The sequence below is a fragment of the Pseudomonas sp. 91RF genome (genome assembly GCF_003576265.1).
Taxonomy (GTDB): Bacteria; Pseudomonadota; Gammaproteobacteria; order Pseudomonadales; family Pseudomonadaceae; genus Aquipseudomonas; species Aquipseudomonas kribbensis.
The window spans coordinates 45,275-63,729 of sequence record NZ_QWFC01000039.1; the positions used below are offsets into that span (position 1 = coordinate 45,275).

At 60.7% G+C, this 18,455-nt stretch carries 16 protein-coding genes; 4 read left to right on the forward strand and 12 right to left on the reverse strand.

Translation table 11 applies throughout. From position 1 onward, the window contains the following. Positions 1–14: 14 nt before the first annotated feature. The 5 genes from DXT77_RS20910 to DXT77_RS20930 are packed head-to-tail and all read right to left on the reverse strand — an operon-like array spanning position 15 to position 4,174. Complete coding sequence (locus DXT77_RS20910; RefSeq protein WP_039767461.1) at positions 15–287, reverse strand: DUF2160 domain-containing protein; 273 nt, start codon at positions 285–287, stop codon at positions 15–17. A 10-nt stretch (positions 288–297) separates the two neighbouring features. Continuing rightward, complete coding sequence (locus DXT77_RS20915) at positions 298–1,098, reverse strand: carbohydrate ABC transporter permease (protein WP_119428986.1); 801 nt, start codon at positions 1,096–1,098, stop codon at positions 298–300. A gap of 9 nt (positions 1,099–1,107) precedes the next feature. After that, positions 1,108–1,974 (reverse strand): carbohydrate ABC transporter permease, encoded by an 867-nt coding sequence (locus DXT77_RS20920; protein WP_085712412.1) that lies wholly within the window; start codon positions 1,972–1,974, stop codon positions 1,108–1,110. Continuing rightward, on the reverse strand, positions 1,971–3,080 hold the full coding sequence (locus DXT77_RS20925) for an ABC transporter ATP-binding protein (RefSeq protein WP_085732165.1): 1,110 nt from the start codon (positions 3,078–3,080) through the stop codon (positions 1,971–1,973). The genes DXT77_RS20920 and DXT77_RS20925 overlap by 4 nt, the downstream gene beginning before the upstream one ends. Next, the gene (locus DXT77_RS20930) at positions 3,080–4,174 is read right to left on the reverse strand and encodes an ABC transporter ATP-binding protein (RefSeq protein ID WP_085712414.1); all 1,095 of its coding nucleotides are present in this window, start codon (positions 4,172–4,174) and stop codon (positions 3,080–3,082) included. Before DXT77_RS20930 ends, DXT77_RS20925 begins: the two co-directional genes overlap by 1 nt. 249 nt (positions 4,175–4,423) lie before the next feature. Here DXT77_RS20930 and DXT77_RS20935 point away from each other — a divergent pair, with 249 nt between their 5' ends. Next, positions 4,424–6,262 carry a sigma-54-dependent Fis family transcriptional regulator gene (locus tag DXT77_RS20935; protein WP_119428987.1) on the forward strand — a complete coding sequence of 613 codons (1,839 nt, stop codon included), beginning with the start codon at positions 4,424–4,426 and terminating at the stop codon, positions 6,260–6,262. A 210-nt stretch (positions 6,263–6,472) separates the two neighbouring features. Next, a complete protein-coding gene (locus DXT77_RS20940; RefSeq protein ID WP_119428988.1) occupies positions 6,473–7,345 on the forward strand; it encodes an undecaprenyl-diphosphate phosphatase in 873 nt (290 codons plus the stop codon). Positions 7,346–7,413: 68 nt separating this feature from the next. Here the strand turns inward: DXT77_RS20940 and DXT77_RS20945 are convergent, their stop codons facing one another. The 3 genes from DXT77_RS20945 to DXT77_RS20955 form a co-directional block, all read right to left on the reverse strand. Next, a complete protein-coding gene (locus DXT77_RS20945; RefSeq protein WP_119428989.1) occupies positions 7,414–8,619 on the reverse strand; it encodes an MFS transporter in 1,206 nt (401 codons plus the stop codon). A 173-nt stretch (positions 8,620–8,792) separates the two neighbouring features. Next, on the reverse strand, positions 8,793–10,175 hold the full coding sequence (gene cysS / locus DXT77_RS20950; protein ID WP_085732169.1) for a cysteine--tRNA ligase: 1,383 nt from the start codon (positions 10,173–10,175) through the stop codon (positions 8,793–8,795). A 20-nt stretch (positions 10,176–10,195) separates the two neighbouring features. Next, a complete protein-coding gene (locus DXT77_RS20955; RefSeq protein WP_119428990.1) occupies positions 10,196–11,896 on the reverse strand; it encodes a glutamine--tRNA ligase/YqeY domain fusion protein in 1,701 nt (566 codons plus the stop codon). Positions 11,897–12,163: 267 nt separating this feature from the next. On the opposite strand from DXT77_RS20955, the gene DXT77_RS20960 reads away from it, so the two are divergent. After that, the gene (locus DXT77_RS20960; RefSeq protein WP_085712420.1) at positions 12,164–12,670 is read left to right on the forward strand and encodes a peptidylprolyl isomerase; all 507 of its coding nucleotides are present in this window, start codon (positions 12,164–12,166) and stop codon (positions 12,668–12,670) included. After that, positions 12,667–13,419: a UDP-2,3-diacylglucosamine diphosphatase gene (gene lpxH, locus DXT77_RS20965; RefSeq protein WP_119428991.1), complete on the forward strand. Its 753-nt coding sequence runs from the start codon at positions 12,667–12,669 to the stop codon at positions 13,417–13,419. The genes DXT77_RS20960 and lpxH overlap by 4 nt, the downstream gene beginning before the upstream one ends. Before the next feature lie 124 nt (positions 13,420–13,543). Here the strand turns inward: lpxH and DXT77_RS20970 are convergent, their stop codons facing one another. The 4 genes from DXT77_RS20970 to DXT77_RS20985 all read right to left on the reverse strand — a co-directional run bounded on the left by DXT77_RS20970 (position 13,544) and on the right by DXT77_RS20985 (position 18,401). After that, positions 13,544–15,073: a DHA2 family efflux MFS transporter permease subunit gene (locus DXT77_RS20970; protein WP_096822287.1), complete on the reverse strand. Its 1,530-nt coding sequence runs from the start codon at positions 15,071–15,073 to the stop codon at positions 13,544–13,546. A 168-nt stretch (positions 15,074–15,241) separates the two neighbouring features. Beyond that, positions 15,242–16,444 (reverse strand): efflux RND transporter periplasmic adaptor subunit, encoded by a 1,203-nt coding sequence (locus DXT77_RS20975; protein ID WP_085712423.1) that lies wholly within the window; start codon positions 16,442–16,444, stop codon positions 15,242–15,244. Between the two features lie 15 nt (positions 16,445–16,459). Beyond that, complete coding sequence (locus DXT77_RS20980; RefSeq protein WP_119428992.1) at positions 16,460–17,929, reverse strand: efflux transporter outer membrane subunit; 1,470 nt, start codon at positions 17,927–17,929, stop codon at positions 16,460–16,462. Next, entirely contained in the window at positions 17,919–18,401 is a 483-nt protein-coding gene (locus tag DXT77_RS20985; protein WP_085712425.1) for a MarR family winged helix-turn-helix transcriptional regulator, read from the reverse strand. The genes DXT77_RS20980 and DXT77_RS20985 overlap by 11 nt, the downstream gene beginning before the upstream one ends. Between the last annotated feature and the right edge of the window lie 54 nt (positions 18,402–18,455).

The window sequence follows — 18,455 nt, forward strand, 5'->3', positions numbered from 1 at the left end:
GCCGAGCGATTCGACTAGCCCCAACGCATCACAGCCAACAGCCACACCAGGGACAACGCGGACGCCACCCAGATGCTCCAGTCGGTTACGCCGATCACCAGCAGGTGCAGGTAGGCACTGCCGAGAAGACCGATGAACAAGCGATCGCCACGGGTGGTGGCAATCGGCAGAAACCCTCGCCGCAGGATGCTCGGCGAGCGCAGCTCCCAGGTGGTCATGCCCACCAGGATCAAGCCAATCACGATGAAAAACGCCGCCGTCGGGACGGTCCAGCTCATCCATTCCATCATCAGTTCCTCAGACCCGGCCCAGGGCAAAGCCCTTGGCCACGTGGTTGCGAACAAACCAGATCACCAGCATGCCCGGCAGGATGGTCAGCACCCCCGCCGCCGCCAGCACGCCCCAGTCGATGCCGGACGCCGACACCGTGCGCGTCATCACCGCCGCGATCGGCTTGGCATTCACCGAGGTCAGCGTGCGCGCCAGCAACAGTTCGACCCAGGAAAACATGAAGCAGAAAAATGCCGTCACGCCGATGCCGGAACCGATCAGCGGGATGAAAATCTTCACGAAGAACTTGGGAAAGCTGTAGCCGTCGATGTAGGCGGTTTCATCGATTTCCTTGGGCACGCCGGACATGAACCCTTCGAGAATCCACACCGCCAGCGGCACGTTGAACAGGCAATGCGCCAGCGCCACCGCAATGTGGGTGTCGAACAGACCAATCGACGAATACAGCTGAAAGAACGGCAGCAGGAACACCGCCGGCGGCGCCATGCGGTTGGTCAGCAGCCAGAAGAACAGGTGCTTGTCACCAAGAAAGCGGTAACGGGAAAACGCATAGGCCGCCGGCAATGCCACGCTCAGGGAAATCACCGTGTTCAGGCTCACGTAATACAGGGAGTTGAGATAACCGGTGTACCAGCTCGGATCGGTGAAGATCACCTTGTAGTTGTGCAGCGTGAAGTCCTGGGGAAACAGCGTCAGGCCTCCGAGGATTTCGGTGTTGCTCTTGAACGACATGTTCAGCAGCCAGTAGATCGGCACCAGCAGGAACAGGATGTAGAGCAGCAACGGGATCACTTTTCTCTTGCTCATGGCCGGGCCTCAGCGGTTGGCGTCGCTGTGGGTCATGGCGGTATAGAACAGCCAGGACACCAGCAGGATGATCAGGAAATACACCAGCGAAAACGCCGCCGCTGGCCCCAGGTCGAATTGGCCTACGGCCATCTGGGTCAGGGTCTGACTCAGAAAGGTCGTGGCATTGCCCGGCCCGCCGCCGGTGAGCACGAAAGGCTCGGTGTAGATCATGAAGCTGTCCATGAAGCGCAGCATCACCGCGATCAGCAGCACGCTCTTCAGCTTGGGCAACTGGATGTGGCGGAACACCGCCCAGGCCGAAGCCCGGTCGATCCGCGCCGCCTGGTAATACACATCGGGAATCGCCCGCAGCCCGGAGAAACACAGCAGCGCCACCAGCGACGTCCAGTGCCACACGTCCATCACCAGCACCGTGACCCAGGCGTCCATGGTGTTGGCCGCGTAGTTGTAGCTGATGCCCATGGCGTTCAGGCTCGATCCCATCAGGCCAATGTCGGCGCGGCCGAAGATCTGCCAGATGGTGCCGACCACGTTCCATGGAATCAGCAGCGGAATCGCCAACACGATCAGCACCACCGATGACCAGCGGCCCTTGGTCGGCATGGTCAGGGCGATGGCGATTCCCAGCGGAATTTCGATCAGCAGCACGCACGCCGAATAGATGAACTGGCGCAGCAACGAGTCATGCAGACGCGGATCAAGCAGCACCTGCTTGTACCAGTCAGCGCCGACGAAATAGCGGCTGGACTGATCGAAAATGTCCTGCACCGAGTAATTGACCACGGTCATCATCGGAATCACCGCACTGAAGGCCACCAGCAGAAACACCGGCAACACCAGCCACCACGCCTTGTTGTTCTGCACCTTGTTCATGGCTGCACCTCTTCGCTGGCTTCGAGCAGGAATTCATCGGCATAGACCATCAGCCACTGCGCCGGAAAACTGATGTACGCCGTGCCCTGGGGCACCGGTTTGTCTTCGGCCAGACGCACTTTCAGCGGTGCGCCGTCCAGATCCAGGGTCATGATCTTGTAGGTGCCAAGGTCTTCGACGTGTACGACCCGCGCCTGCATCGCGTCATCGAACGGCTCGTCCCACACATGAATGAACTCGGGGCGGATGCCGACCTTCAGATTTTTCCATTGCCCGTGTTCGATATGGCGCTGCAGGGCGTCGGACAGCGGCAGATGGGTCGAATTGAAACCGACGCCGCCCGGTTGCGGCTGCACCTCGATCAGATTCATCCCGGGGCTACCGATGAAGTAGCCGACAAAGGTGTGGCTCGGCCGTTCGAACAATTCCCGGGGTGTGCCGAACTGGACGATCTGGCCGCCGTACATCACCGCGATCTTGTCGGCGAAGGTCGAGGCCTCCAGCTGATCGTGGGTGACGTAGACCATGGTGATGTTGAACTGCTCGTGGATCTGCTTGAGCTTGCGCCGCAATTTCCATTTCAGGTGCGGGTCGATCACTGTCAGCGGCTCATCGAAGAGAATTGCCGACACATCGTCGCGCACCAGCCCACGGCCCATGGAGACTTTCTGTTTTTCGTCGGCGGTGAGGTTGCGCGCTTTCTTGCCAAGCAAGTTTTGCAGATCGAGGACTTCGGCGATTTCCTGCACCTTGCTATGCACTTTGGCCTCGGCCATACCCTGATTGCGCAGAGGGAAGGCCAGGTTGTCGAACACCGTCATGGTGTCGTAGACCACCGGAAACTGAAAAACCTGAGCGATGTTGCGCTTCTCCGGGGTCAGGTCGTTGACCGCTTTGCCGTCGAACAACACATGCCCCTGGGAAGGGCTGAGCAGGCCGGAAATGATGTTGAGCAAGGTCGACTTGCCGCAACCAGACGGCCCGAGCAAGGCGTAGGCGCCGCCCTGCTCCCAGATGTGGTCCATCTCGCGGATCGCGTAATCCTCGGACCCGCTCGGGGATTTGCTGTAACTGTGGGCGAGGTGCTGCAAACGAATTTCGGCCATCAGGCAACCCTCGCCACACGCCGGCCCGGTGCCTGCACCAGACGGCCCTGCGCATCGAACACAAACAGTTTATGAGTCGGGATATAGATGCGGATCGGCGCATCGACGTCGTATTCGTGAACCCCGGGCAAGTGCAGCACCAGCAGGAAATGCTCGTTGCGCACGTGCAGGAAGGTTTCCGAACCGCTGATTTCCGCCACCTCGACGGTCACCGCCAATTCGAGATCGTCGTCGTTGCTCGGCACCAGCGAGATATGGCTCGGACGCACACCGAAACGGAACTCGCCCTCGCCCACCGGCCGCAGATCGACGTTCAACGGGAAGTGCACGAAGTTGGCGAAACTCACTTCGTTGCCGGCGATGCGCCCCGGCATCAGGTTGATCGGCGGCTCGGAGAACAATTCCGCCGCCAGCACCGTTTGCGGCTGGTGATAGACCTCGGTCGACGGACCGCTCTGGATCACCCGACCTTCATGAAGAATGGTGGTGGTGCCGCCCAGTGCCAGCGCTTCGTTAGGCTCGGTGGTGGCGTAGATGGCAATGGTGTGGCGCGCCTTGAACAGCTCACGCATTTCCTGGCGCAGTTCTTCGCGCAGTTTGTAGTCGAGGTTGACCAGCGGCTCATCGAAAAGGATCAGCTCGGCATCTTTCACCAACGCCCGGGCCATGGCGGTGCGCTGTTGCTGGCCGCCGGAGAGTTCCAGTGGGTAGCGCTTCAGAAACTTCTCGATGCGCAGCATCTTCGCGGTGTCCTGTACCTTGCTCTGGATCTGCTCGTTGGAGATCCCGGCCTGGCGCAACGGCGAGGCGATGTTCTCGAACACCGTCATGGTCGGGTAATTGATGAACTGCTGATAAACCATCGACACGTTGCGCAGACGCACCGGGCGTTGGGTGACATCGACGCCGTTCATCAGGATGCGACCGCTGTCGGGCTTGTCCAGACCGGCCATCAGGCGCATGAGGCTGGTCTTGCCGGACAGCGTGCGCCCGAGCAGGACATTGAAGGATCCGGCTTCGAATTTCAGGTTCGCATCGTCGATCCAGGTCTGGCCCTCGACGGTGCGGCTGACGTGCTCCAGGGTGAGTGACATGGCTCGGCCTTTTTATTATTGGAGTCAAGCGACGTGTGCAACAGAGCGACATTCGTGCCAGAAATCCCAAGCCGTTGATTCGCCGCGAAAATCACCGAAAACGCTAGCAAAACACCTTCATTGCTGAACACATTTGAACAGTTCAACGATTGACAATGAACAATAGTGAACAACACTCTATCGATGCTTTTCAGGTCCCGACGGGCCTCATAACAATAATAAAAACGCTGCTTTCAGAGGCTGACTGCCATGTCCGCACCTGCCCCGCCGCTTTCCCACGAAGCCATCGTCCAGGACTCCTGGTCCCGTTGCCGCGCCTTCGGTCTCAAGCATCAAAGTGCACCGGCGTTCGACCAGTTGCCCGCCTCCGGTATCGCGCAGTTGCTCGACAGTCACCATTCGCTGGTGCAGACCACCCATCAGGAAGTGCTGCCGTACTACGAGAACATCCTGAGCAATTCCAATTGCCTGATCATGCTGGCCGACAATCAGGGCCAGGTGCTGACGTCCTGGGGCACCCAGCGCTTTATCGAGCCGAATCTGGCGCGGGGGTTTCAGGCCGGGGCGAGCTGGATGGAACACGCCAGCGGCACCAATGCCATCGGCACGGCGCTGGCCTGCGAGCAGGCGGTGCATATCGAGCACGACGAGCACTTCCTCAAAGCCAACCGTTTCATGACCGGTTCCGCCGCGCCGATTTTCAACGCCGAGCGCAAGGTCATCGCCGTGCTCGATGTGTCCAGCGACAGCTACCTGCCGCCCTCCCATACCCTCGGCATGGTCAAGATGATGAGCCAGACCGTGGAGAACCGGCTGATCCTCAACCTGTTCCACGGCCAGCACTTTCAACTGACCTTCAACACCGGGTTGAACAACCTCGACAGCCAATGGGCGGGTCTGCTGATTTTCGATGAGAGCGGTCAGGTGCTGTCGGCCAACCGACGGGCCGACAATCTGTTGGGCGTGCGCTTGTCGCGGGTGAATGTCGAGAGTCTGTTCAAGGTGTCGTTGCTGGAGTTGCTCAATCAGCCGGACGGTTTGCCGTTTTCCTTGCAGACCTCGGGGCGCAATCGATTCCAGTGCGTGTTGAAGCGGCCTAAACAGGCACCGATTCAGGCGCGGGTGTTTGCCGAAGAAACCAAACCTGTCCCACCTGCGGCAATCAGCCTCAACACCCTGCACTTCGGCGACAGCCGCGTGGAAAAAGCCGTGCGTCAGGCCGAGCGCCTGCTGGAAAAAGACATTCCGCTGTTGATCCACGGAGAAACCGGGGTCGGCAAGGAAGTCTTCGTCAAAGCCCTGCACCAGGCCAGCTCCCGCAGCAAACAGGCGTTCATCGCCGTGAACTGCGCAGCGATCCCCGCCGAACTGGTGGAGTCCGAGCTGTTCGGCTACGAGAAAGGCGCGTTCACCGGCGCCAACCAGAAAGGCAGCATCGGCCTGATCCGCAAGGCTGACAAAGGCACGTTGTTCCTTGACGAAATCGGCGACATGCCGCTGCCGACCCAGGCCCGCCTGCTGCGGGTATTGCAGGAACGTTGCGTGCAACCGGTGGGCAGCAGCGAGTTGTTTCCGGTGGATCTGCGGATCATCTCCGCCACCAACCGCTCGTTGCGCGAACAGGTGCAACTGGGGCGCTTTCGCGAAGATTTGTACTATCGCATCGGCGGCCTGACCCTGGAATTGCCGCCGCTGCGCGAGCGCAGTGACAAACAAGCGTTGTTCAAGCGGTTGTGGGAACAACATCGCGAACCGACGCAATGGGCGGGATTGAGCCGCGAAGTGCTGGAGTTGTTCGACCGCCACCCTTGGCCGGGCAATCTGCGTCAGGTCAGCAGCGTGATGCAGGTGGCGCTGGCCATGGCCGAAGAGCAACCGGTAAAGCCCGAGCATTTGCCGGATGATTTTTTTGTCGATCTGGAGATGGAGCCGCTGGATACGCCAGAACCGTTGGGCATCGACCTGAACGACAGCGAGGCGTTGAATCGGGAACTGCAGGCGGCCGGGGGCAATATTTCCCATCTGGCGCGGCGGTTGGGGGTAAGCCGCAATACCCTTTATAAACGCTTGCGCCAGGCTGAAGGCTGACGGCTGCGCCGTCAATCGCGAGCAGGCTCGCTCCCACATTTGATCTGCGCCATACACCAATCCCTTGTGGGAGCGAGCCTGCTCGCGAAGGCGTCAGCCCGATCACCCTAAAAAACCCTTCACTGCACCCATTGACCGCACCGACTAGACTGTGACGAAATGTTTCAGGTTTTCGCCCCCCCTCTTCCTGATCCTCACAGGGTAAGTTCTTTGACCAACATCTGTTCTACCGGCCTTGATATCGGCTTCGCCTCGCTGGATTACCTGCAAATCGGCATCCTCGGCGTCATTCAAGGCATCACCGAATTGCTGCCCGTTTCCTCCACCGCCCACATGCGCATCGTTCCGGCCCTGCTCGGCTGGCCGGATCCCGGCTCGGCGTTTTCCGCCGCCATGCAACTGGCCGCGCTGGCGGCGGTGGTCAGTTATTTCTGGCGCGACGTGAGACAGGTCGCGACCGGCAGTCTGGAGGCGGTGCGACAACGGGATTTCAACAATCAATGGTTCATCCTCGCGGTGGCCATCGTGCTGGCGACCATCCCCATTGGTATTGCCGGCATCGCCTTGTCCTCGACGCTCAATGCTTGCAACTCGCCATTGCGCGGTTTGATGGTGATCGGGATATCCTGCGTGGTGATGGCGGTGCTGCTGGCCATCGCCGAACTCACCTGTCGCCATCGCCGTACCGTGGGCGAAATGCGTCTGCGCGATGCGCTGATCGTGGGTATCGCTCAGATCGGGGCGCTGATTCCCGGCGTTTCGCGCTCCGGCTCGACGCTGACGGCGGCGCTGTTCCTCAACTTCAAACGTGAGGAAGCGGCGCGCTTCTCCTTCCTGCTCGGGCTGCCGGCCATCGCGCTGGCGGGTTTGAAGGAGTTGTGGGTGTTGTTCCATGCGCAATTGCCGGCGCAAGCTTGGGCACACCTGATTTTCGGTCTGGTGATTGCCAGCATCTCGGCGTTTTTCGCGATCTGGGGCCTGATGCGGTTTCTGGAGAAGTTCTCCACCTGGCCATTCGTGATTTACCGCGCAGTGCTGGGGGTTTTCCTGATCGTCGCGGTCAGCACCGGACTCTTGAGTTAAGGCCCGCCGCAAAAAAACAAAACCCGCCTGGTGCGGGTTTTGTTTTTTGTGCCTTCGTACAACGCTGGTTACTGGCAGGTCGGCTCAACACTCGTTGATACGGCACCCAAGGTACGCAGCCCGGCCAGAACCACTATCAGCATCCCCAGCCCGGCGAAAACGGCTACACCGAAACCTGCCCGAGCGCCAAAAGCATCAACGATCAGACCCGAGAGCAAACCTCCCAGGGCGACGCCGATGCTGATGCCGGTGGTCATCCATGTCAGCCCTTCGGTAATCCTCGACGGCGGGATGATGATCGTCCCCAGCTTCATGACCACGACCATCGTTGGCGCAAACGATATGCCGGCAATAAACAGCATCGCCGAGAGGACATAAACGTCCGGTGAGAACAGAGGCAATACGCCTGTGATGGCCGTGACCAGGATCCCGATAAAGAACTGCTTCTCTATCGGCAGGGAAACCCTCAAGGCACCAAACGTCAGGCCCGCCACCAGCGAGCCGAACGCATAGGCGGCGAGGATGAAGGTCGCTGAGGCAGGCCAGCCTTGCGCATTGGCGAAGGCGACAACGGCGACATCGATCGAGCCTCCGATTGCCCCCATCGCCAACAGCGCCAGCACGATGGTGGGAACGCCGGGAATCAGCAGGGTTGAACCCGTATGCCGCGTATGGCCCACAACAACCTTGGGTTCGGTCTGACGCTGCAGGACAAACGCCGTCACCCCGACGGCCAGCAACCCGACCGCGACCAGCGGCCCGGCTTCGGCAAAAAGGCTCACGCTCAATCCGATCGCCAAGGGTGGGCCGATGATGTAAGCGAGTTCGGTCAGCACCGTATCCAGAGAGAACGCCGTGTGCAGCTGCGGCTTGCCCCGGAACAGTTGCGTCCAGCGGGCACGGATCATCGACGGCATGCTCGGCATGGTGCCCGCCAATGCAGCCAGCACAAAAAGCAATGCCGCCGGCGCCCTCATATAAACGGCAAAGATCAGCGCCAGCAACATGCCGATGCTGAAAGTCGTCACGACGGGCAACACACGGCTCTGGCCACGCTGATCGACGAGTTTCGAGATGTACGGGCCGATCAGCGCATTGGCGAGGGTGAACGTACCGGCGACTGCACCGGCCAGCCAGTAGATACCGGTTTGCTCCACCAACATGGTAATGATGCCAATGCCGATCATCGCCTGCGGCAATCGCGCGATAGCGCTCGCGAGCACCAACCCCGTTGCACCGGGGGTTGTCAGGAGTTCGCGATAGTGGTTTGCCATGATTTCTCCCTTCCATATACGTCGCTGACCAGCATCCCGCTACAAGGGCTGCAGCCCATGTTGGTCGCGCCAGACATCAAGACCTACGCGCAGAGCAAAAGCAACACCACTTGAACAGCAGAAAAACAAAAACCCGCACAAGGCGGGTTTTGTTTTGAAGCCAATCACAGCAATCAGTCAGCCAGACGCCAGGTCGTGCCGCCCTTGCCGTCTTCCAGCACCACGCCCATGGCGGTTAGCTGGTCGCGGATGCGGTCGGATTCGGCCCAGTCCTTGCCGGCACGAGCCGCCAGACGCGCAGCAATCAGCGCTTCGACTTCGGCTGCATCGACACGCCCTTCGGCGCCGGCCTGCAGGAAGTCATCGGCTTCGAGCTGCAACACACCCAGCACGCTGGCCAGTTCTTTCAGGCGTGCCGCCAGACCGGCCGCCGCATCGAGATCGCTCTCGCGCAGACGGTTGATCTCACGCACCATCTCGAACAGCACCGCGCAGGCTTCCGGCGTGCCGAAGTCGTCGTTCATCACCGTGGTGAAACGCTCGACGAAGGCTTCGCCGCCAGCCGGCGCCACGTTCGGCAGGCCTTTCAACGCGTGGTAGAAACGCTCCAGGGCGCCCTTGGCGTCCTTGAGGTTGTCTTCCGAGTAGTTGATCGCGCTGCGGTAGTGGCTCGACACCAGCAGGTAACGCACGACTTCCGGGTGGTACTTGTCGAGCACGTCGCGAATGGTGAAGAAGTTGTTCAAGGACTTGGACATCTTCTCGCCATTGATACGGATCATGCCGCAATGCATCCACGCGTTGGCATAGGTCTTGCCGGTGGCCGCTTCGCTCTGGGCGATTTCGTTTTCGTGGTGCGGGAACTCCAGGTCGCTGCCGCCGCCATGAATGTCGAAGGTCTCGCCCAGGCAGCAGGTGGACATCACCGAGCACTCGATGTGCCAGCCCGGACGCCCGGCGCCCCACGGCGATTCCCAGCTCGGCTCACCCGGCTTGACGCCTTTCCACAGCACGAAGTCCAGCGGATCTTCCTTGGCTTCGTCGACCTCGATCCGCGCACCGATGCGCAGGTCTTCGATCTTCTTGCGCGAGAGCTTGCCGTAGCCCATGAACTTGCCGACGCGGTAATACACGTCGCCATTGCCCGGGGCGTAGGCGAAACCCTTGTCGATCAGGGTCTGGATCATCGCGTGCATGCCAGGGATGTGATCCGTGGCGCGCGGCTCCATGTCCGGCTTCTGGATGTTCAGGCGCGCTTCGTCTTCGTGCATTGCCGCGATCATGCGCTCGGTCAACGCTTCGAACGACTCGCCGTTCTCGTTGGCCCGGTTGATGATCTTGTCGTCGATGTCGGTGATGTTGCGCACGTAGGTCAGGTCATAACCGCTGAACCGCAACCAGCGGGTCACCAGGTCGAACGCGACCATGCTGCGGCCATGGCCCAGGTGGCAGTAGTCGTACACGGTCATCCCGCAGACGTACATGCGCACCTTGTTGCCATCCAGCGGCTTGAAGACTTCTTTGCTCTTGGTGAGCGTGTTGTAGATCGAAAGCACGGTCATTCCTTAAGACTTGATCACTGGCCCCACGAATCACGCAGGGTCACGGTACGGTTGAATACCGGCTGACCTGGTTTCGAGTCCTTGATATCCGCGACGAAGTAGCCTTCGCGCTCGAACTGGAAACGGTCCTCCGGCTGCGCATTGCCCAGCGAGGGTTCAGCACGACAACCGGTCAGCACTTGCAGTGAGTCAGGGTTGATGTTGTCCAGGAAACTCGCGCTGTCTTCGGCCTTCTCCGGGTTCGGAGAACGGAACAGGCGATCGTACAGACGCACTTCGCACTCGACGCTGGCAGCGGCCGGCACCCAGTGGATCACACCCTTGACCTTGCGGCCTTCAGGGTTCTTGCCCAGGGTGTCCGGATCGTAGGAGCAACGCAGCTCGACGATGTTGCCGTCGGCGTCCTTGATCGCTTCGTCGGCACGGATCACGTAGCTGCCGCGCAGACGCACTTCGCCGTTCGGCTCCAGGCGCTTGTAGCCTTTTGGCGGCTCTTCCATGAAGTCATCGCGGTCGATGTAGATTTCACGGGCGAACGGCAGCTTGCGCACACCGAGTTCTTCTTTCTGCGGATGACGCGGCAGTTCGAGGTTCTCGACCTGGTCTTCCGGATAGTTGGTGATCACGACCTTCAACGGACGCAGCACGCACATGGCACGCGGAGCGTTGGCGTCCAGGTCCTGACGGATGCTGAATTCGAGCATGCCGAAATCGACCACACCGTCGGAACGGTTGGTGCCGATCATGTCGCAGAAGCTGCGGATCGACGCCGGGGTGTAGCCACGGCGGCGGAAGCCCGACAGCGTGGACATGCGCGGATCGTCCCAGCCATTGACGTGTTTCTCGTCAACCAGTTGCTTGAGCTTGCGCTTGCTGGTGATGGTGTAGTTCAGGTTCAGACGGCTGAATTCGTACTGACGCGGGTGCGCCGGCACCGGCAGTGCGTCGAGGAACCACTCGTACAGCGGACGATGGCTTTCGAACTCCAGGGTGCAGATCGAGTGGGTAATGCCTTCGATGGCGTCCGACTGACCGTGGGTGAAGTCGTAGTTCGGGTAGATGCACCACTTGTCACCGGTCTGATGGTGGTGAGCGTGGCGGATGCGGTACATGATCGGGTCGCGCAGGTTCATGTTCGGCGAGGCCATGTCGATCTTGGCGCGCAGCACGCGGGCACCGTCCGGGAACTCACCGGCGCGCATGCGGGCGAACCAGTCCAGGTTCTCTTCCACCGAACGGTCGCGGAACGGGCTGTTCTTGCCCGGCTCGGTCAGGCTGCCGCGGTACTCCTTGGCCTGTTCAGGCGTCAGGTCGTCGACGTAGGCCTTGCCGGCCTTGATCAGCTCGATGGCCCAGTCGTGCAACTGGTCGAAGTATTGCGAGGCGTAGCGCACTTCGCCGGACCATTCGAAGCCCAGCCATTTGACGTCGCTTTCGATCGCGTCGATGTATTCCTGGTCTTCCTTGGCCGGGTTGGTGTCGTCGAAACGCAGGTGCGTGACACCGCCGAACTCCTGAGCCAGGCCGAAGTTCACGCAGATCGACTTGGCGTGGCCGATGTGCAGGTAGCCGTTGGGCTCAGGCGGAAAACGGGTGACGATCTGGGTGTGCTTGCCCGAGTCCAGGTCTGCCTGGATGATCGGCCGCAGGAAATTGACCGGCACGGCAGGGCCGGACTTGGCATTCGAGGTAGGGTCGACAGTGGGCTTGCTCATAGGATCCTTGACTTACATGTGCGCGGCCGCAAAGGGGGCCAGACAAAACAAAGCCGCTATCATAGCCGATGCTGTCAAGGGCCTGACAGAGCAGGCTCTTATAAAGGCATGCATTTAATCGCCGGCAATTGAAAAACAGCCTCGAATTTCGCGCCTGTCACGCTAAACTGCGCTCCTTGGCCGAATCAGGCTGAACCGGTTGCGGGGCTTGAGGCTCCAAGACCACGAATTCTTTATAAAACGCTTCATTGAAAAAGAGCAGCGACCATGACCCAAGTCAAACTGACAACAAACCATGGCGACATCGTCATCGAACTGAACGCTGAAAAAGCCCCGATCACCGTGGCCAACTTCATCGAGTACGTCAAAGCCGGTCACTACGAAAACACCGTTTTCCACCGTGTCATCGGTAACTTCATGATCCAGGGCGGCGGTTTCGAGCCAGGCATGAAGGAAAAGAAAGACAAGCGTCCAAGCATCCAGAACGAAGCCGACAACGGTCTTTCCAACGACAAGTACACCATCGCCATGGCCCGCACCATGGAGCCGCATTCGGCTTCCGCGCAGTTCTTCATCAACGTGGCCGACAACAGCTTCCTGAACCACAGCGGCAAGAACGTTCAAGGCTGGGGCTACGCGGTATTCGGTAAAGTGACCGCCGGTACTGAAGTGGTCGACAGCATCAAGAAAGTCTCGACCGGCTCCAAGGCTGGCCACCAGGACGTACCAAGCGACGACGTGATCATCGAGAAAGCCGAGATCATCGAAGCGTGATATTGCTGATTTCAGACTTGCATCTGGAAGAGGAGCGCCCGGACATTACCCGGGCGTTTCTGGATTTGCTCGCCGGACGTGCCCGCTCGGCGAGTGCGCTGTACATTCTGGGCGACTTTTTCGAGGCATGGATCGGTGACGATGCCATGACCCCTTTCCAGCGTTCCATCTGCCAGGCCCTGCGCGAATTGAGCGACAGCGGCACGGCCATTTTTCTGATGCACGGCAATCGCGACTTCCTGCTCGGCAGGGCTTTCTGCAAGGAAGCCGGCTGCACGCTGTTGAAGGATCCGAGTGTCGTGCAGTTTTACGGCGAACCGGTGCTGCTGATGCACGGCGACAGCCTGTGCACCCGCGACGAAGCCTATATGAAGCTGCGCCGCTACCTGCGCAACCCGCTGAGCCTGTTCATCCTGCGCAACCTGCCGTTGCGCACCCGGCACAAGCTTGCGCGCAAGTTGCGCAGTGAGAGCCGGGCGCAGACGCGGATGAAGGCCAATGACATCGTCGATGTCACGCCGGAGGAAATTCCGCGGATCATGCAGGAATACGGGGTGAAAACCCTGGTTCACGGGCACACCCACCGCCCGGCCATCCACAAGTTGCAGATCGGCGATCAGGCGGCGAAACGGATTGTGCTGGGGGACTGGGATCGTCAGGGCTGGGCGTTGCAGGTGGATGAGAACGGGTTTGGGTTGGCGCCGTTCGACTTCGCACCGCCGCCACAGCTGGCAGCACCCGCCAACTGACTGAGTACAGGTCCAATTGAGGGAGCGAGCCTGCTCGCGATTGCGGTATCACATTCAGCATTTCTGTTGACTGATTCATCGCTATCGCGAGCAGGCTCGCTCCCACATTTGATCGGATTGCAGATCAGTGACCGCTGGCGGCAGGGCCTGCTTTAGCGGCAAACGGCGGCTTGGCCAGCCAAACAATCAGAATCAACCCCATGAACCCCCACCCCAGCAGCGTGAAGTAATCCACGGTCGAAAGCATGTACGCCTGACTCGTCAGCACATGATCAAGCTGCGCATACGCCGGATTACCCGCCCCGCCCAGATTATTCAGGGCTTCCCGGGTTGCCGGCTCATAGGTGCTGATGCTTTCACTCATGTACGCATGATGCTGATCCGCCCGGCGAATCCAGATCCAGGTGGTCAACGATGCCGCAAAGCTGCCACCCAGTGTCCGCAGGAACGTCGCAAGACCAGCGCCATCGGCAATCTGGCTTGGCGGCAGGTCCGACATCAGGATGCTCAGGGTCGGCATGAAGAACAGCGCCACGCCAATCCCCATGAACAACTGCACCAGCGCGATGTGCTGGAAGTCCACTTCGTTGGTGAACTCGGCACGCATGAAGCAGCTCAGTCCGATCGCCAGGAACGCCAGCCCGGCCAGCAGGCGCAGGTCGAACTTGTGCGCGTACTTGCCGACAAACGGTGACAGCACTACCGGCAGAATGCCGATCGGTGCCACCGCCAGGCCGGCCCAGGTCGCGGTATAGCCCATCTGGGTCTGCAACCACTGCGGCAGGATCAGGTTGATGCCGAAGAACCCGGCGTAACCCAACACCAGCACCAGCGTGCCGATGCGGAAGTTGCGGTGGGCGAACAGGCGCAGATTGACCACCGGATGCTGGTCGGTCATTTCCCAAATCACGAACACCGCCAGGGCGATCACCGAAATCGCCGCGCCGATGATGATGAAGTTCGACTCGAACCAGTCCAGGTCATTGCCCTTGTCGAGGATAACCTGCAAGGCTCCCACGCCGATGATCAGCGTGATCAACCCGACGTAATCCATCGGCTGACGGCTGGTGACCACCGGGCGTTTCGCCAGTTGCGAACGCACCACCATCACCGCGAACACGCCAATCGGCACGTTGATGAAGAAGATCCACGGCCAGCTGTAACTGTCGGTGATCCAGCCGCCGAGAATCGGGCCGGCAATCGGCGCCACCACCGTGACCATCGCCAGTAATGCCAGGGCCATGCCGCGCCTGGCGGGCGGATACACCGCGATCAACAGCGTCTGGGTCATCGGGTACAGCGGCCCGGCCACCAGCCCTTGCAGGACCCGGAAACCGATCAGTTCGGGCATCGAGGTGGAAATACCGCAGAGGAACGAGGCCAGCACGAACAGCATGGTGGCCCAGAGGAACAGCTTCACCTCGCCGAAACGCCGGCTCAACCAGCCGGTGAGCGGCAGCGCGATGGCGTTGCTCACGGCGAACGAGGTGATGACCCAGGTGCCCTGCTCCGAACTCACACCGAGGTTGCCGGAGATGGTCGGCAGCGCCACGTTGGCGATGGTGGTGTCGAGCACTTGCATGAAGGTCGCCAGCGACAGGCCGATGGTGCTGAGCAACAGGCTGGGCGGCGAAAAAGAGGCGTTATTGCTCATCGGGAATCCTATGAAGCCGGGTTGGCACTGCGTCCTTACAGACGCAGCCGCCCTTGTGGGAGCGAGCCTGCTCGCGAAAGCGGCTGTTCAGCCAACAAAGATGTTGAATTGAAAACCGCCTTCGTCGGAACGCCGCCCGGAGCACGCTCGCTCCCACAGGGAAAGGGATCAGCGTTGCGCAGTCTTGCTGACTGCAGCGCTGTTGTCGTGGATCAGTTGCGCGATCATCGCGTCGGCTTCGCCCAGTTGACGGTCGTAGACGCTGGTGCTGAACGATGCCTGTTGCGGCGGTTGCTGCGCCAGTACCGGGCCGCTCTGGTCGTGCAGGTTGACCTCGACATTGGTCGACAGACCGACGCGCAGCGGATGCTTGGCCAGTTCTTCGGCGTTGATGTGGATCCGCACCGGTACACGCTGCACGATCTTGATCCAGTTACCGGTGGCGTTCTGCGCCGGCAACAGGGCGAACGCGCTGCCGGTGCCCGCGCCGAGGCTGTCGACGGTGCCGCTGAATTTCACGTCACTGCCGTAGATGTCGGATTCGATGTCCACCGGTTGGCCGATGCGCATGTCACGCAGCTGGGTTTCCTTGAAGTTGGCGTCGATCCACAGCTGATCCAGCGGGATCACCGCCATCAGCGCGGTGCCCGGCTGCACGCGCTGGCCGAGTTGCACGGTGCGTTTGGCAACGTAACCGGTGACCGGCGCGATCAGGGTGCTGCGAGCGTTGGTCAGGTAGGCCTGGCGCAGATCGGCAGCGGCCGACATCACGTCCGGGTGCGACGAAACCACGGTGTCATCCACCAGCGCGCTGGTGGTTTTCAGTTGCTGCTGGGCGTTGGCCAGGGCGTTTTGTGCCGAGGTCAGGTCATCACGAGCGTGGGACAGTTCTTCCTGGGAAATCGCGCCGCCGGCGGCGAGGTTTTTCCGGCGGTTGTAGTTATCCTGGGCTTTCTGCACGTTCGCCTGTTGCGCGTTGACCTGGGCTTTCATGCCGTCAACGTTGCTGTACAAGCCGCGAACCTGACGTACGGTGCGCGCCAGTTTAGCCTGGGCACTTTGCAGACCGACTTCGGCGTCGTTCGGGTCGAAGTTGACCAGTACCTGACCTTCGTGGACCAGATCGCCATCGTCGGCGCCGATGCTGACCACGGTGCCGGTCACCAGCGGGGTGATTTCCACGACGTTGCCGTTGACGTAGGCGTCGTCGGTGCTTTCGTTCCAGCGACCGATGAATTCGTGATACGCCCAGACGCCGGCACCGGCGAGGGCAACCACGACGGCCAGCACCAGCAGCATCACTTTGCGTTTGCGCGGATTGCCGGTGTCGGGGGTGTTGTCTTGAGCTTGAGTGTTTTCGGCAGTGGCCATGACAAATACCTTGAATTAGTTGTGCGTGGTGGCTGGGGTGGCGTTGCTTGCGGTCAGGGTCTGCCCCTGAAAGCCGCCACCCAGCGCTTGCATCAGTTGAATCGACAGGTCGATCTGCTCGGCATTCAGGGTCGCCAGCTGACGCTGGGCCTGCAGCAATTGCTGCTCGATGCTGAGCACGTCCAGGTAGTTGCCGATTCCGGAACCGTAACGCTGGACCACGGTGTTGTAAGAGTCCTGGGCAATCTCGGTCGCGTGCTGCTGGGCGCCGATCTGCCGGCCGATGTCACGCAACTGGTTGATGGTGTCGCCGACATCGCCCAGGGCTTTCACCAGGCTTTTGTTGTACTGCGCCACGGCCAGGTCGTAGTCGGCGTCGCGCGCGTCGAGGTTGGCGCGCAAGCGGCCACCGTCGAAGATCGGCAGCGAAAGGGTCGGCGCGATGTTGAAGAAGCGACTGGCGGACCCGAACATCGCGTCACCCAATAACGATTCGGCACCGGCGGAGGCCGACAGGTTCAAGTTGGGATAGAAACGGGTCTTGGCCGAGTCGATGTCCTTGCTCGCGGCCTCGACGCGCCAGCGCGCGGCGACCAGATCCGGGCGACGACCGAGCAGTTCCGCGGGCAGAACAGATGGAACAGCGACGGCACTGGCCTGCAGGACTTTCGGCCGGGCGATTTCGTTGCCGCGGTCCGGGCCTTTGCCGAGCAGTACCGCCAGAGCGATTTTCGCGCTGTTCAGGCGCTTTTCGGCGTCGATCAGGCTGGCTTCGGAGCTGGCTTCCAGACTTTGGGTCTGCTGGAACTGGTACTGGCTGTCGATCCCCGAGCTCAAACGACGCTGGCTCAGGTCGAGCATCTGCTTGGTGCGCTTGAGGTCTTCGTTGGCCAGGTCATAAACGATATGGGCCTGACCCAGATCGCTGTAAGCGCGGGCCACGTCGGCGGCGAGGGTCAACTGTGCGGCCTGACGGTCGACTTCGGCAGCGCGGGCCTGACCAAGTGCGGCTTCCCAGGCGTCACGCTGACCGCCCCAGAGGTCGAAGTTGTAATTGAAGCCGGCGCTGATGTTGCGCACGGTAGCGTAGGCATCGCCCTGCCCTCGCGGGTCCTGATCCTTGGCCAGACGCGAACGGGTAATGCCGGCGCTGGCGTCGAGGGTCGGGTAGCGCTCGGCATCGGCGGCATACGCGGCGGCGCTGGCCTGATGGGCGCGGGCGTCGGCGATCTGCATGTCCGGGCTGTCGTGCAGGGCTTCGCGGATCAGGCCGTCGAGCTGCGGATCGCCGAGGCTGGTCCACCAGTCGCTCTTCGGCCACGCGGCCGGCGACAGTGTCACGCCGTTGAGGGACTGGCCGACCTTGAGGTCTTTCGCATCAAGGTTTTTGCCATGGATATCGAGGCCACTGTAGTTGGCGCAACCGGCGAGAATCATCGCCGACAGCACCAATGTCAGGCTGCTGCGCAAGGTTTTACCGCTCATTGTGTTCACCTAACCGCTGGATGGTGATGGGGTCACCGGCCGCCAGCAAAATTTTCTTGAGGATGTATTCCAGGGTTTTCAACTCGTCCGGAGTAATGCCGCCGGCCAACTCGTTCATGGCGTCGGCACCGATGTGCGGCAGACGATCGGCCAGCGCCTGACCTTGCCCGGTGAGTTTCAACTGCACCTGACGGCGATCGCCTTCGCTGCGCTGGCGCACCAGGAAGTCTTTCTGCTCCAGACGGTCGAGCATGCGGGTCATCGAACCGCTGTCCAGCGACAGGTGGCGGCACAGCTCGGCCGGGGTGTCGACGCCGTACTGGGCCATGATGATCAACACCTTGAACTGCGCGGCGGTGATGCCGTGGGGTTCCATGTGGGTGTCGATGATCCTGTCCTTGAGCAAGGCTGCACGGCCGAGCAACAGGCCGAGATGGCAATGCTTGAATTCGTCCGGGGTGAAATGTTTCATGTGCGCACCTAATAACTGCCTAGGCAGTGAATGTATGTCGAGATGTTACTGCCT

Coding starts and splice junctions, on each gene's coding strand:
- DXT77_RS20910 (WP_039767461.1), bottom strand. CDS start 287: ATGGAATGGATGAGCTGGACCGTCCCGACGGCGGCGTTTTTCATCGTG.
- DXT77_RS20915 (WP_119428986.1), bottom strand. CDS start 1,098: ATGAGCAAGAGAAAAGTGATCCCGTTGCTGCTCTACATCCTGTTCCTG.
- DXT77_RS20920 (WP_085712412.1), bottom strand. CDS start 1,974: ATGAACAAGGTGCAGAACAACAAGGCGTGGTGGCTGGTGTTGCCGGTG.
- DXT77_RS20925 (WP_085732165.1), bottom strand. CDS start 3,080: ATGGCCGAAATTCGTTTGCAGCACCTCGCCCACAGTTACAGCAAATCC.
- DXT77_RS20930 (WP_085712414.1), bottom strand. CDS start 4,174: ATGTCACTCACCCTGGAGCACGTCAGCCGCACCGTCGAGGGCCAGACC.
- DXT77_RS20935 (WP_119428987.1), top strand. CDS start 4,424: ATGTCCGCACCTGCCCCGCCGCTTTCCCACGAAGCCATCGTCCAGGAC.
- DXT77_RS20945 (WP_119428989.1), bottom strand. CDS start 8,619: ATGGCAAACCACTATCGCGAACTCCTGACAACCCCCGGTGCAACGGGG.
- DXT77_RS20955 (WP_119428990.1), bottom strand. CDS start 11,896: ATGAGCAAGCCCACTGTCGACCCTACCTCGAATGCCAAGTCCGGCCCT.
- DXT77_RS20960 (WP_085712420.1), top strand. CDS start 12,164: ATGACCCAAGTCAAACTGACAACAAACCATGGCGACATCGTCATCGAA.
- DXT77_RS20970 (WP_096822287.1), bottom strand. CDS start 15,073: ATGAGCAATAACGCCTCTTTTTCGCCGCCCAGCCTGTTGCTCAGCACC.
- DXT77_RS20975 (WP_085712423.1), bottom strand. CDS start 16,444: ATGGCCACTGCCGAAAACACTCAAGCTCAAGACAACACCCCCGACACC.
- DXT77_RS20980 (WP_119428992.1), bottom strand. CDS start 17,929: ATGAGCGGTAAAACCTTGCGCAGCAGCCTGACATTGGTGCTGTCGGCG.
- DXT77_RS20985 (WP_085712425.1), bottom strand. CDS start 18,401: ATGAAACATTTCACCCCGGACGAATTCAAGCATTGCCATCTCGGCCTG.